We start from the raw sequence: 12,070 nt of genomic DNA, 5'->3' as shown, positions 1-12,070 counted from the left end.
CGAACGAGCGTACGCGGCAGGGGATTCGAGCCCGGAAGGGGCCCTTCCGGGTCCGCGCGGCGGTCAGCCGGCCGGGACGGGAAAGATCATGCAGCTGCTGGTGGCGTGGGCCAGCAGCCGGTCCTCGGAGTCCCGCAGCTCCGCCTGGGCGAGGGCGGTCCGGCGGCCGTTGTTGAGGACGGTGCCGATGGCGCGGACCTTCCCGGTGTCGACGGTGATCGGGCGCAGGAACTTCAGGGTCAGGTCGAGCGAGGTGTACCCCATGCCCTGCGGCAGCACGGACTGCACCGCGCAGCCGGCCGCCGAGTCCAGGAGCGTGGCGTACACGCCGCCGTGGACGCTGCCGATCGGGTTGTAGTGCTCCTCGCCCGGCACCAGGACGAAGACGGCCCGGCCGTGCTCGACCTCCTCCAGGGTGAAGCCGAGAGTGGCGGCCACCGGCGGGGAGGGCAGCCGCCCGGCCAGCATCTCCCGGAGGAACTCGAGACCGCTGTGCTCGCCGACGGCTCGGGCGGAGCGGGTGGGGTCCTCCCACGCGAACGTACGTGACCTGAGCATTTCCACTCCCGGACTGGCTGGCTTCCCTCAGTGAAGCTAGCTGCGCGTCCCTCTGGCTGTCAATCGCGAAGTCAGCCTAGGATGAGCCCATGAGGTGGCTGGAGACGAGCGCGGAGAACTGCACGGTCCACCGGACGCTGGAGCTGGTCGGCGAGAAGTGGTCGTTGCTGCTCGTGCGGGACGCCATGAACGGCGTCCGGCGATTCGACGACTTCCGGCGGCACGTCGGGCTGTCCGAGGCCGTCCTGGCGGACCGGCTGCGCAAGCTGGTCGCGGCCGGGATCCTGGAGACCGTCGCCTACCGCGAGCCCGGCAGCCGCACCCGGCGCGAGTACCGGCTCACGCGCAAGGGCTGGGACCTGTGGCCCGCGATGATCGCCCTCAAGGAGTGGGGCGACCGCTACACGGCCGACCCCGAGGGGCCGCCCCTGGAGGTGCGCCACGCGGACTGCGGTGACGCCGTACGGACGGTGGTCGTCTGCGAGGAGGGCCACGGACCGCTGACTCCGCGGGACGCCCGCACCCACCCGGGGCCCTCGGCCCGGCCCGCTACGGGCCGGGCTTGACGGCTTCATCGTGCGGTGCGAGGTCACGTTCTCGACCCCGGGGACGGTCGTCACCCGCCGCTGAGGAGGCCTCACGGACGGCAGGGCCGGCGACGGCCACGCGCACGAAGCAGTCCGGCCACTCGGGTCGAGCAGCACCTCGAACGAACGGCCCCGCGCGGCCGGCGCACCATCCTCGGTGTCGGCATCGGCACCGGCCGCTACGTCGTCCTGCTCAGTGCCCTCCGGCGCGGACAGGGCTTGACGTAGGCGCAGATGGCCAGGGGCGAGTCCGGACCGTACGGGGCCGCGTCGGCCGGCCAGTCGCCCCAGCGGCGCTCCGGTTCGAGACCGGCGGCACGGGCGTAGGCGTCGAACTCCTCGGGCGCGGTCAGCCGGGAGACCTCGGTGCCGACCCGGGTGGTGCCGTCGGACTCGTACCAGACGTGGGAGAGATGCCAGAGCGACCCCTCGGGGAAGAGGAGGGAGTGGCTCTGCAGGCCGGTGCCGGGCTCCGGGTACGGAGTGAAGTACGTGGCCCGGGACCGGCCTTCGTGCAGGGCGAGAACGGCCGGCTTGTTGTGGGTCTCCACGACCAGCCGGCCGCCGGGGGCGAGCAGGTCGGCGGCGCGCCGGACGGCCTGCTGCTGTTCCTCGGGGGTCAGCAGCATGGAGAGGGTGGCGCAGATCGCGTACACCAGCCCCACGGTGCCGTCGGCGGTGTAGGTGCGGATGTCGGCGTGCACGGGCTCCACGGGGGTGTCCTCGGCGAGGTCCCGGCGCAGCAGGTCGAGCATCTCCGGTGAGGAGTCCACGCCGGTGATCCTGCCGATCCGGCGGGAGAGCGGGAGGGCGATGCGCCCGTTGCCGACGCCGAACTCGACCGTCCCGGAGGCCGGATCGGGGTGCAGCGAGGCCAGGAGGTCCACCTCGGCGACGACGGACGCGTCGTCGGGGAAGAGGCGGTGGTACCAGCCGTCGAACTGCCGGCCGTAGCCGATGTCGTCGACGATGCCGCTCGAGGTGGGCGTGCCGCTCGTGGCGGGCGCGGTGGACGTGCTGGGGGCGGTGGACGTGGGGGACGTGGTCGGGGTGCTCATGGGTGCTGCCTCCGCTTCTTGGGTGGGCTGGTCCTCGGATGGGCGTTCCGTCTGGCCTGGGAGCAGGCGCCGAGCAGCACCACGAGGGCGACGCCGAGGACCGCGGGGGTGCTGACGGCCCGGGTGGTGATCAGGAAGCCGACGATGCCGAGGGCCACCACGAACGGGATCAGCAGGAAGTCGTTCATCAGGGTCTCCTTCAGGGAGGTCGGGTCAGGACGCCACGTCGCTGAGCGCCTGCAGCCGGGCGAGCCGGCGGTAGAGGTCGCTGTGGCGGTGGAGTTCGTCGTGGGTGCCGACGGCGTGCACCCGGCCCCGGTCCAGCACGACGATCTGCTGGGCCTCGGTGACGGTCGACAGCCGGTGGGCGATGGCGATGACCGCGCAGAAGCCGGAGATCATGGCGATGCTGTCGCGCAGCGCGTTCTCCGACTCGGTGTCGAGGTTCGCGGTGGCCTCGTCCAGCAGCAGGAAGCGGGGTGCCTGGAGCAACGTCCGTGCGATGGCGAGGCGTTGCCGCTGACCACCCGACAGACCTGCCCCCCGGTCGCCGAGTTCGGTGTCGAGGCCCTGGGGGAGCGCGGCGATCACCTCGGTCAGGTTGGCCATGCGCAGGGCCTCGGCGATGTCCTTGTCGTCCGCGTCCGGCGCGCTGTACGTGAGGTTCTCGCGGACGGTGCCGCGCAGCAGTGTGTGGTCCTGGTCGACGTAGCCCACGATGGACCGCAGCTGGTTGAGCGGCATGTCGGTGATGTCGGTGCCGTCGATGAGGATCGCCCCGGACACCGGGTCGAAGAGCCGCTCGATCAGCTGGAAGAGGGTGGACTTGCCGCCGCCCGAGGGGCCGACGACGGCGGTCAGCCCGCCCGCCGGGACGGTGAAGGAGACCCCGTCGAGGACCACTTTGTCGCTGCCCGGATAGGAGAACCGGACGCTGTCGAAGCGCAGTCCCGGCTCGTAGTCGCGCCTGAGCGGGCGGACCCGCGGCCGGTCGGCGGCCGGCCGCACGGCGGCCCCGTCCGTCTCGACCTCGATCTTGCCCAGCTCCGCGAGCCGGTCCACCGACGCCCTGCCGATCTGGAACTGGGCGATCGACTCGAACAGCGTCAGCAACGGCGCCACCAGGTAGAACAGGTAGAGGATGAACGCCGTCAGATCGGCGGTGGGCATCGCCCCGGTCGCCGTGCGGGCCGCGCCCAGACCGATGACCACCGTCAGGGCGAGCTGGGTGCCGATGCTCATGGTCGGGTCGAGCAGCGACGACATCACCGTCACCCTGATCCCCGACTTCCTCGCGCGCCGGGCGATGGCCGCGATCCCCTCGGCCTCCCGGGCCTCCGCGCGGGAGGCCTTCACCGTCGGCATCGCCCCCAGCACCCGCAGCAGGGCGGAGCCGAAGGTGCCGAGGTCGGCCTGGTTGAGCACCGACACCCGGCGCACCCCGCGCGCCAGCCAGAGGGAGACGGCGCTCGTCACCCCGAGGCAGGCCAGGGTCGCGGCGAGCAGCACGGTGTCGATCCAGGCCATCAGGACGATCCCGCCGATGACCAGGAAGCTGTTGTTGAGGATGCTGTCGATCGCGTGGGTCATGGTGGAGCGGGCGAGCATGGTGTCGCTGACCATCCGGGAGAACACATCTCCCTGCTGCAGTCCGCTGTACGCCTTGAACCGGGAGCGCAGCAGCCGCGAGGCCAGGGTCCGGCGGATGTCGTAGACGATGTTCTCCCCGGCCAGCCCGATGACGTACGAGTGCAGTGCGCCGAGGCCCGCGTCGGCGATGAACAGTGCCGCGCCCACCAGGATCGGTCCGGTCACCGAGCGACCCTCGCCGACGGCGCCGACCAGTTGGCCGATGACCGCGGGCTGGGCCAGGGAGGTCCCGGCGCCCACCAGGCCGAGGAAGATACCGAGGAGGACCAGCCGGCGGTGCCGGCCCATGGCCCGCCAGGGTCTGGCGCCCTCGCCCCACAGCAGATGCAGATCGAGCTGGGGAACCGCCCGGTGCCCGGCCCGCCGCCCTCCACCGGGCCCGCCCTCCTTCTCCAGGTTCACCGGGGGGTCCTGCGGGCGGGTGTGCCGCCCCCGGCCGGCGAGCAGGTCACTCATCCCGGGCCCTCGGCCCCGTGGCGGCCGTCCGTGCCCGGCTCACTCGTGTTCCCTCCCTTCCTCTTTCGCCTGGGACCTGAGCCGCAGGCCGGCCTTGAGCAGGCCGACCGCGAAGATCAGGATCGCGAGCAGGATGAAGGGGAGGGCGAAGTCCATGGTCACGTCACACCTTTGCGGGAGTCTTGGCCGGGGCCGGCGTCAGCGGGGTGCCCGGGGCCTCGGGGTCGAGGGGAACGAACGGGGAGACGAACATCAGCTCCGGACGGTGGCGCGTGTCGAAGCCGGTGGCCCGGGCCAGGGCGAACTGGAAACCCCGCACCTCGTCGGACGCGAGGCCCTCGGACCTGATGAGCAGCCGCAGGTGCTCGGTGACCATCCGGTAGCCGGGCACGCGGGCAGCGGCCTCGAAGCCACCGAACTCCAGGGTCGGGAGGATGTCGGCGCACGCGTCGGAGACGCCCTTGTCCGCGCGCCGGGTCGGGAACCACACGATGTGCTGGGGCTTGCGGGTCTCGGTCGTGAACGCGTCGTGCCAGGGCGAGGCGTTGCCCGCCGCGTCCACCGTGCGGTAGAGGAAGTGACTGTCGTGCATACAGGGGTTGGGAGCGAAGAACCGCCAGTTCGGCACCAGGGACAGCACGTCCTTCGCCCGGAACCGGGAGAACTGTTCGAAGGGATGTTGGCCCGCGACGGTGACGACCAGCATGGCGGCGCCGACGATCCGCCAGGCCGCGCCCTCGCCGGTGAACGGGTTCTTCAGCGCGGGGCGTCGGGTCGGGCTCACCGGGAGGCCTCCTTCTCGAGGGTGACGGGCCGGCCGGGCCCGGTCTTGCGGGGACGCTCGTCGAGGCCCGCGAAGAACGCGAGGACACGGTCCGTCACCTGGTGGGCGTAGCGGCTGTTGATCAGCAGGGTGTCGTGGCCCGCGCCCTCGACGACCACCGTCTCGGTGGGCGCCGACCGGTGGGCCTCGGCGAGTTCCCGGTGCATCAGCAGTTGTTCGGGGTCGCGGTCCACGGTCCGCTGGGCGGAGATCACCAGGGCGGGCACGCCCTCGATCGGCGCGAGCCGGCCCGGGAAGGCCTCGAAGTCCTCCCGCAGCGCCGTCCATTCACGGCGGGCCGCGTCCCACATCCGCGCGTCGGCGTACTGGGCGAAGACCTTCTCCTGGTAGGCGGCGGGGAGTTCCTTGATCCACCACGGGCGGGCGAGGAGGGCCCCGGTGCCCAGGCGCAGGGCCCGGCTCATGGAGGTGAAGCTGCCGGCCAGCCCGGCACCGGTCACCCGCTGCTGAGGGGAGCGGTGGAACTGGTCGGGGTGCGAGGAGTCGAGGTAGACGACGCCGTGCACCCGGTCGCCGAGGTGCGCGACGGCACGGCGGGCCAGCTCCCCGCCGATCGAGTGGCCGACGAGGATGACCTTGCGGTGCGGTGCCACGGCTCCGTTGACCAGGTCGACGAGGTCGTCGACGGACTCCGTCAGGCGGTAGGCGGTGGTCGCCCGGCGGTGGCTGCCGGCGTATCCGGCGCGGGCGTAGGTGATGACGCCGTACTCGGTCTCGTAGCTCAGGCGCTCGCTGATCCAGGCGTAGTGCTCGCTGGTGGACAGCAGGCCGGCCGCGAGCACGAAGACCGGCCGGTCGGTGTCCCCCGCCGCCATCTCCTCGTACTGGAGCCGGTTGCCGTGGCGGGTCGTCAGCACGCGGGAGGTCCGCCAGCCCTCGGTGGCGCGCATGCGCCGGTGCACGGCGGTGACGCCCGCGGCCGCCGCCGCGCCCGCGAGCAGGGTGAGCGCGGCGGGCAGAGCGCGGTCGTCGCGTCCGGCCACCGCGGGGTGCGTGCGGGGAGCGGCGGTGTAGGCGATCAGCGGGTGCATCGCGGGGAAGGCGGTGGCGAACCGGCCGAGCCCCATGAAGTAGCCGTTGGCGAGATGGAACGCGGCGGCGCTCGCGAGGACGGGACGGGTCAGCTTGCCGCCCTTGAGATAGGCGAGCGGGAAGAGGCACTCCAGCGCCAGCACACCGTGGGCGAGCAGCTTGGCGGGCCGGGGGTTGTTCCGGATCCAGGTGTGCATGCCCTCGTGGCCGTAGGTGTGGGTGCGCATCACCCCCGGCAGGGCGGACCCGTCGCGCCAGTCCGGGCCGAGCAGCTTGACCCAGCCGGAGACCAGGTAGGAGAGGTTGGACTGGAGGGCGACGTACCACAGCAGGGCGTCCTTGGCGGCCGGCGAGGGCACCAGACGGGCGCCGCCCGTGGCGAGCTGCACGAGGGTCGCGACCTGGTCGGCCCCGTCGCTGCCGTAGTGCTGGCGGGGCCCGAGGAGGGCGGAGGAGGCACCGAGGAAGAGGCTGCCCGCCCCGCGCCAGGCGGACCGGCCCGGCAGCAGCATGGCGGAGGCGACCGCGGCCCGTGCGACGTGCAGGGCCGTCGTGGTCCGGCGTCCGCTGGCGATGTCGATCACTCGGCGCAGCAGGGGGTTCGCGTGCGCGATGCTGTCCTTGGCGATGTCCCAGTCGTTCATGCCCCCCTTGCCCATCTCGTGGCGCTGGGTGAGGTATTCGAGGGACGAGGTGAGGCTCGTCGCGGCGGCCAGCCGCTCCGAGAGGCCCAGCGCACGGTCCCGGCCGACGGGTATCGGGCCGAGCACGGCGGAGGCGACCCTGTCCGGGACCGCGGAGGTGATCCTTCGGACGAGTTTCATGGAACCTCTTTTCCTGATACTTTCGAATTCGTCTTTCGCGTACGGCGGAACCCGCTGCCGGACCAGAACAGCCCTCTGGTCCGACAGCGGGTTCCTATGCGTTCACCGCCGGTCGTCAGGCCGCGGGCGGCGTACCACCGACAGCGGCGAGAGCGGCCGCGTTCTGGGCGTTGGCCTCCGCCGCCAGGTTGTTGGCCTCCGCGGCCTGGGCGACGCCGACCGCCGCGGTGGCGGCCGCCGCGATGGCACCGATACCCTCGGCCGCCTGGGCGATGCGGCCGATACGGGCGATCCGCGGGGTGCCCAGGGTCGGGCGAGCGGCGACGTAGACGACACCCTCGACGGGGATTTCCACGCTGTTCAGCGCGTTCTCGATGCTGCTCATTTCTTTCATCCTCTCGCATTCGGGACTGCGGAAGTTCTTTTTTCTTCCGTCGCCCTTCTGGAGAAAACATTAGGGCTTCGCAGGCCCCCGCCACATCGATAAAAATGCCTATTCTCGAAAGGCGTCCAGTGCGCCGGAGTCAGGACGCGGACGCGGAAAGGCCCGGACCGATGTGGTCCGGGCCCTTCCGGTGAATGCCGCGGCAAACGGCTCCCGTTTCATTCCCGACCGCGCCGCCGCCCGAGGTGACGCAGGGCCGACGCGGCGGCGTTCGCGCCGCACATGCCGTGGGCGCCGGCCCCCGGTGGGGACGCCGCCGAGCAGATGTACATCCCCGGGACCCCCGTGCGGTACGGGTCGGGCGCCGCCCGGGGGCGCATCACCAGCTGCCGGGCGGTGTTCGCCCCGGTGACGACGTCCCCGCCGACGTAGTTCGGGTTGTAGTCCGCGAACGCGGCGGGGGAGCGGACGGCCATGTCGAGGACCCGGTCACGGAACCCCGGGGCGAACCGTTCGATCTGCCCGATGATCGCCTCGGTCGCGTCGCCGTCGTAGCCGTGCGGGACATGCGCGTAGGTCCATACCGGGTGGAGGTCGCCCTGGGAACGGCCCGGGTCGGCCAGGTACTGCTGGCCGACCAGGACGAAGGGCCGTTCCGGCATGCGCCCGGCCTGGATCGTCCGCTCGGTGTGGGCGATCTCCTCGAACGTCCCGCCGAGATGGACGGTGCCCGCCCGGCGGGCCGCCTCGTTGGTCCAGGGGACACCGCCCTCGACCGCGAAGTCGACCTTGAAGGCTCCGGGGCCGTGGCGGAAGCGCCGGTAGGCCCGTGCCACCCGGCCCGGCAGCCGGTCGCCCAGGATGTCGGCGACGGCGCGGGGCGCGAGGTCGAACAGGACCACGTCGGCCGGGGGCAGATCGGCCGGGGTGCGCACCCGCACGCCCGTCTCGATCCGGCCGCCGAACTCCCCGAGCCGGGCCGCGAGCGCGTCGCTGATCGCCCGGGAGCCGCCCGCTGCCACCGGCCAGCCGTGCCGGTGGCCCGCGGCGATGATGGTCAGACCGACCGCGGCGCCGGCGGGCAGATGGAACGGGCGGAAGGCGTGCGCGGCCACCCCGCCGAAGAGCGCGCGGGCGGCCGGCGACCGCCACCGGCGGGCCACGGCGGTGATGGGCAGCAGGGCCCGCGACCCGAAGGCCGCGAGGCGCAGCGGATGACGCGGCACATGCGCGAGCGGCAGCATCAGGTCGTCGGCCAGCGCGTCGAAGCCGTCCGCGAGCGGCTCGAAGAGCCGCCGCCACCGGCGGCCGTCCCCCTCGGGGAGGCCGTCGGCCGTCTCCCGCACCGACCGGAGCAGGACGCCGGCCTCGCCGGAGTCCAGAGGGTGCGCGCAGTCGATCTCCGGCAGGCGCCAGGTGAGGCCGTGCCGGGCGAGGTCGAGGTCGCGCAGGAACGGCGAGGCGACGGCCATGGGATGGGTGGCGGAGCAGTGGTCGTGCAGCAGCCCGGGCGTCAGTTCGCTGGTGCGGGTGCCGCCGCCGATGCTGTCGGCGGCTTCGAGGACGGTGACCTCCACGCCCTCACGGGCGAGGAGGACGGCGGCGGCGAGCCCGTTCGGACCGCTGCCCACCACGACGGCCGTAGTCATGGATGCTCCGCGCCTCCTCGTTGACGGCCGCCGGTTCCGGGCCCGGACATGGGCGGACGGGAAACGACCGGTTCGCGCACTGGTGTGGGGTGACGGGGACCGGGCCCTCGAAAGGGCCCGGTCCGGGCCGATTCACCACTCTGCGGGACGTGGGAAAGGCCGTCCCGGCGCCTTTTTCTTTCCTCGACGATAGACGGCGGACCGGCCGGGTGCGATTCGTAGAATTGCCTAATTCACGCGGCGGATCGGTCAACTCGCGTCCCAACTCATATCCGGCTCGGGCTCCGCGTGCGCGTTCGGCTTCGCGTGCCGCCCGGACGGCCTGCGGGACACCTGACCCGGCCCTCCGGTCTCCTCGGCGCCCGACGGCACGGCCGTGGGAGCCACGGGGAAATGGGCGATGACCCACCATCCCCCGTCGTCGGCAGGGCCGGCCGCCAGTGAGCCGCCGACCGTCTCCACACGCTCGCGCAGCCCGATCAGGCCGTAGCCGCCGCGGCCTCCCGTGGGACGGGACACCCGGCGCTCCGGCCCCTCGTTGTACACGTCGATCCGCAGCAGGTCGTCGCGGGTGCGGTGGACGCGCACCGTGGCCTGGGTGCCCGGTGCGTGCCGCCGTACGTTGGTCAGCGCCTCCTGCACCACACGGTGGACGGCGGAGCCCACCTCGGGCAGCAGCGCGCTTCTGCGGGCGGCTCCGGTGATCTCCAGCTGGGCGGTCGACCCGTCGCCCTGACCGCTGAACTCCGAGACCAGTTTGGTGAGTTCGGCGTACGGCTCCTCGGGCCGTTCGAGGGAGATCTGTTCGCCGTCCTCGCGGAGCACCTTGATCAGACGGCGCATGGAGTCCATGGTCCGCTGCCCGGCCTCGGCGATGTTGCCCAGGATGGGGCCGACCTGATCCGGCGCGCTCTCGTGGATCACGCCGGCGGCGTGCGCCTGGGCGATGATGCCCGTCACATGGTGGGCCACGAAGTCGTGCAGCTCCCGGGCGAGTTGGATCCGCTCGGCGAGCCGTACGGCGGCGATCGTACGACGGCGCCGGGCGTCCAGGGTGCGCAGGTAGCACCCGGCGCCGACGGCGCCGCCGACCGCGAACGTCAGCAGGAACGGGTAGGTCAGGGTGATGGCGGTGCCCCCGGTGCGCAGGGGTTCGTCGATGACGCTGGCCCCCATCGCGGCGGCCAGGGCCAGGGCGACCCGGGGCCGGGCCACGTCGCGGCACGTGCGGGCGAGCAGCACCAGCATGCACGCCGTCTCCAGCAGCCCCCACTCGGGCATGGCCCAGCCCATCAGGGAGGTGCCCAGGGTCACCGCCGTCGAGACGGCCGCGCAGAACCCCGTGCGCCAGGTGATGCTCAGCCGCTCGTCGGGCACGAGCACCAGGGCCAGGGCGACGGGGCCCGTCACCAGCGGCAGCCAGTCGAGGAAGCCCCGTTGCTGCGACACGATGATGCCCACGTCGAGCAGCCACAGCACACCCAGCGCCGGGTAGAGGGCGCGGTGGTCCAGCCGTCGTGCGCGTGACCGGGGGCGGCCGTGGTGGTGCGGCTGGGTCGCTCGTGCCGAGAGTGCCGCGAGTGACGAAGTTGTCATACAACCGGAGGCTAGGCACGCACATGCTTCCCCGGCAGGGAGTGGATCGATGTGTGGGCAGCGTCATAGATCCATTACAGGGCGTTCACGGAATCCCCGTCAGCGTCCGGTCCGTACCGTCCCGTTGGACCAGGCCCAGGCCGCCACCTCGACGCGGTTGCGTACGCCGAGCTTGTGGTGGATGTGGCCCAGATGCGTCTTCACGGTGGACAGCGACAGACACAGCTCGTCACTGATCTCCTGGTTGGTCCGGCCCACCGCGACCAGCCGGGCCACCTCCAACTCCCTTACGCTCAGGGCGGATTCGGGCACGCCCACGCCGTCCACCGGGGCCGCCGCCCGCTCTTCCAACTGCTTCAGCAGCCGGACCGTCACCGCGGGCGAGACCAGCGCGTCACCGCGTGCCGCGGCCCGCACCGCCTCGATCAGCAGCGCGGGCGCCGCGTCCTTCAGGAGGAAACCGCACGCGCCGTTGCGCAGCGCGGTGTTGAGGTAGTCGTCCTGGTCGAAGCTGGTCACCACCACGACCTGCGTCGGGTGCGTGGCCCCCGGCCCGGCCAGCAGCCGGGTCACCTCCAGCCCGTCCAGTTTCGGCATCCGGACGTCCACCAGGCACACATCCGGCCGCAACGCGCGCGCCGCCTCCACGCACGCGAGTCCGTCGGCGGCCTCCCCGATCACCTCGATGCCCTCCTGGGCGTCGAGGATGAGACGGAAACCGGCCCGGATCAGATCCTGATCGTCGGCGATCATCACACGTGTGGGGGTGCTGCTCACGCGGCCGAGCATGCCACGGATCATCCGGCCGGTCCGGCGGTCCGGGGAAGCCGGCCGGGCGAACACCCCCGCCGAATCGGGCGGTTGGCGCTTACCCGGCGAAAGTTCCGCCCCGGAGCGGAGAACCGAGGCCGATCGGCCGATGACTACTGCCGGGTATCGGTCGAATGGTCGATGCCCGCTGCCCGGATGTCACGGAAGAGTCACAGCGCAGCAGACGAACGGCACGCGGGTCCTCGACCCCCACTTTGAACAAGGCAGGCACCCATGGCATTGGACAGCTCCGGCCGACTCAGCGCCCGGGAAATGGAGATCCTCCTTCTGGCAGCCCATGGCATGTCGGACGCGGACATGTCTCGTCAGCTGTCGATCTCGGTCCGCACGGTGGCTTCCCATATGCGCAGCATCCGGGAGAAGTTGTGTGCGAAGAACCGCACACATCTCGTCGTGACCGCATTGCGCGCGGGAATCCTGGCGCTGCGGACGGACCGGACGGACCGGACGGACCGCATGGACGAAACGTTCCGCTTGACGGGCCGGAGCGGGGTCCGAGCCCAGACCGTCGGAGTCGCGTAGCGGGTGACAGGGCGCCCCGGGCCGGCTGCGGCCCGGGGCGCCTTCGTGTCAGCCGGTGGTCCTGGGCAGCAGGGAAGT

The 12,070-nt window shown here is 72.1% G+C and carries 12 protein-coding genes; 2 read left to right on the top strand and 10 right to left on the bottom strand.

Going from position 1 to position 12,070, the window contains the following annotated elements; translation table 11 throughout:
- Positions 1-63: 63 nt before the first annotated feature.
- Positions 64-558, bottom strand: coding sequence for a PaaI family thioesterase (locus tag ACZ52C_RS38075; RefSeq protein WP_469079117.1), 495 nt, complete (start codon positions 556-558; stop codon positions 64-66).
- An 89-nt stretch (positions 559-647) separates the two neighbouring features.
- On the opposite strand from ACZ52C_RS38075, the gene ACZ52C_RS38070 reads away from it, so the two are divergent.
- Positions 648-1,124 carry a winged helix-turn-helix transcriptional regulator gene (locus ACZ52C_RS38070; RefSeq protein ID WP_469079116.1) on the top strand — a complete coding sequence of 159 codons (477 nt, stop codon included), beginning with the start codon at positions 648-650 and terminating at the stop codon, positions 1,122-1,124.
- Positions 1,125-1,324: 200 nt separating this feature from the next.
- On the opposite strand, the gene ACZ52C_RS38065 is transcribed toward ACZ52C_RS38070, so the two are convergent.
- From ACZ52C_RS38065 to ACZ52C_RS38025, 9 genes are all read right to left on the bottom strand, one after another.
- Entirely contained in the window at positions 1,325-2,203 is an 879-nt protein-coding gene (locus ACZ52C_RS38065) for a class I SAM-dependent methyltransferase (protein ID WP_469079115.1), read from the bottom strand.
- Positions 2,200-2,391 (bottom strand): hypothetical protein, encoded by a 192-nt coding sequence (locus ACZ52C_RS38060; protein ID WP_469079114.1) that lies wholly within the window; start codon positions 2,389-2,391, stop codon positions 2,200-2,202. Before ACZ52C_RS38060 ends, ACZ52C_RS38065 begins: the two co-directional genes overlap by 4 nt.
- Positions 2,392-2,416: 25 nt before the next feature.
- Positions 2,417-4,309 carry an ABC transporter ATP-binding protein gene (locus ACZ52C_RS38055; protein WP_469079113.1) on the bottom strand — a complete coding sequence of 631 codons (1,893 nt, stop codon included), beginning with the start codon at positions 4,307-4,309 and terminating at the stop codon, positions 2,417-2,419.
- 163 nt (positions 4,310-4,472) lie between these two features.
- The gene (locus ACZ52C_RS38050; RefSeq protein ID WP_469079112.1) at positions 4,473-5,093 is read right to left on the bottom strand and encodes a hypothetical protein; all 621 of its coding nucleotides are present in this window, start codon (positions 5,091-5,093) and stop codon (positions 4,473-4,475) included.
- Positions 5,090-7,009 (bottom strand): alpha/beta fold hydrolase, encoded by a 1,920-nt coding sequence (locus ACZ52C_RS38045; RefSeq protein ID WP_469079111.1) that lies wholly within the window; start codon positions 7,007-7,009, stop codon positions 5,090-5,092. Before ACZ52C_RS38045 ends, ACZ52C_RS38050 begins: the two co-directional genes overlap by 4 nt.
- 115 nt (positions 7,010-7,124) lie before the next feature.
- Positions 7,125-7,394 carry a hypothetical protein gene (locus ACZ52C_RS38040; RefSeq protein ID WP_319101583.1) on the bottom strand — a complete coding sequence of 90 codons (270 nt, stop codon included), beginning with the start codon at positions 7,392-7,394 and terminating at the stop codon, positions 7,125-7,127.
- 218 nt (positions 7,395-7,612) lie between these two features.
- Positions 7,613-9,043 (bottom strand): phytoene desaturase family protein, encoded by a 1,431-nt coding sequence (locus ACZ52C_RS38035; protein ID WP_469079110.1) that lies wholly within the window; start codon positions 9,041-9,043, stop codon positions 7,613-7,615.
- Between the two features lie 249 nt (positions 9,044-9,292).
- Complete coding sequence (locus ACZ52C_RS38030) at positions 9,293-10,639, bottom strand: sensor histidine kinase (RefSeq protein WP_469079109.1); 1,347 nt, start codon at positions 10,637-10,639, stop codon at positions 9,293-9,295.
- A gap of 99 nt (positions 10,640-10,738) precedes the next feature.
- Positions 10,739-11,428, bottom strand: a complete 690-nt coding sequence (locus ACZ52C_RS38025) for a response regulator (protein ID WP_469079108.1) — start codon at positions 11,426-11,428, stop codon at positions 10,739-10,741.
- 255 nt (positions 11,429-11,683) lie between these two features.
- On the opposite strand from ACZ52C_RS38025, the gene ACZ52C_RS38020 reads away from it, so the two are divergent.
- Positions 11,684-11,992, top strand: a complete 309-nt coding sequence (locus ACZ52C_RS38020) for a response regulator transcription factor (RefSeq protein ID WP_469079107.1) — start codon at positions 11,684-11,686, stop codon at positions 11,990-11,992.
- The last annotated feature ends 78 nt before the right edge of the window (positions 11,993-12,070 follow it).

The sequence above is a fragment of the Streptomyces sp. NPDC034049 genome (assembly GCF_055575575.1).
Note: the sequence above shows the minus strand (reverse complement) of the source record. Positions and strands in the feature narration are given on the sequence as shown.

What these genes read in the sequence shown, in the direction of transcription:
- ACZ52C_RS38075 (WP_469079117.1), bottom strand. Translation starts at nt 558, where the DNA reads ATGCTCAGGTCACGTACGTTCGCGTGGGAGGACCCCACCCGCTCCGCC.
- ACZ52C_RS38070 (WP_469079116.1), top strand. Translation starts at nt 648, where the DNA reads ATGAGGTGGCTGGAGACGAGCGCGGAGAACTGCACGGTCCACCGGACG.
- ACZ52C_RS38065 (WP_469079115.1), bottom strand. Translation starts at nt 2,203, where the DNA reads ATGAGCACCCCGACCACGTCCCCCACGTCCACCGCCCCCAGCACGTCC.
- ACZ52C_RS38060 (WP_469079114.1), bottom strand. Translation starts at nt 2,391, where the DNA reads ATGAACGACTTCCTGCTGATCCCGTTCGTGGTGGCCCTCGGCATCGTC.
- ACZ52C_RS38055 (WP_469079113.1), bottom strand. Translation starts at nt 4,309, where the DNA reads ATGAGTGACCTGCTCGCCGGCCGGGGGCGGCACACCCGCCCGCAGGAC.
- ACZ52C_RS38045 (WP_469079111.1), bottom strand. Translation starts at nt 7,009, where the DNA reads ATGAAACTCGTCCGAAGGATCACCTCCGCGGTCCCGGACAGGGTCGCC.
- ACZ52C_RS38040 (WP_319101583.1), bottom strand. Translation starts at nt 7,394, where the DNA reads ATGAGCAGCATCGAGAACGCGCTGAACAGCGTGGAAATCCCCGTCGAG.
- ACZ52C_RS38035 (WP_469079110.1), bottom strand. Translation starts at nt 9,043, where the DNA reads ATGACTACGGCCGTCGTGGTGGGCAGCGGTCCGAACGGGCTCGCCGCC.
- ACZ52C_RS38030 (WP_469079109.1), bottom strand. Translation starts at nt 10,639, where the DNA reads ATGACAACTTCGTCACTCGCGGCACTCTCGGCACGAGCGACCCAGCCG.
- ACZ52C_RS38025 (WP_469079108.1), bottom strand. Translation starts at nt 11,428, where the DNA reads ATGCTCGGCCGCGTGAGCAGCACCCCCACACGTGTGATGATCGCCGAC.
- ACZ52C_RS38020 (WP_469079107.1), top strand. Translation starts at nt 11,684, where the DNA reads ATGGCATTGGACAGCTCCGGCCGACTCAGCGCCCGGGAAATGGAGATC.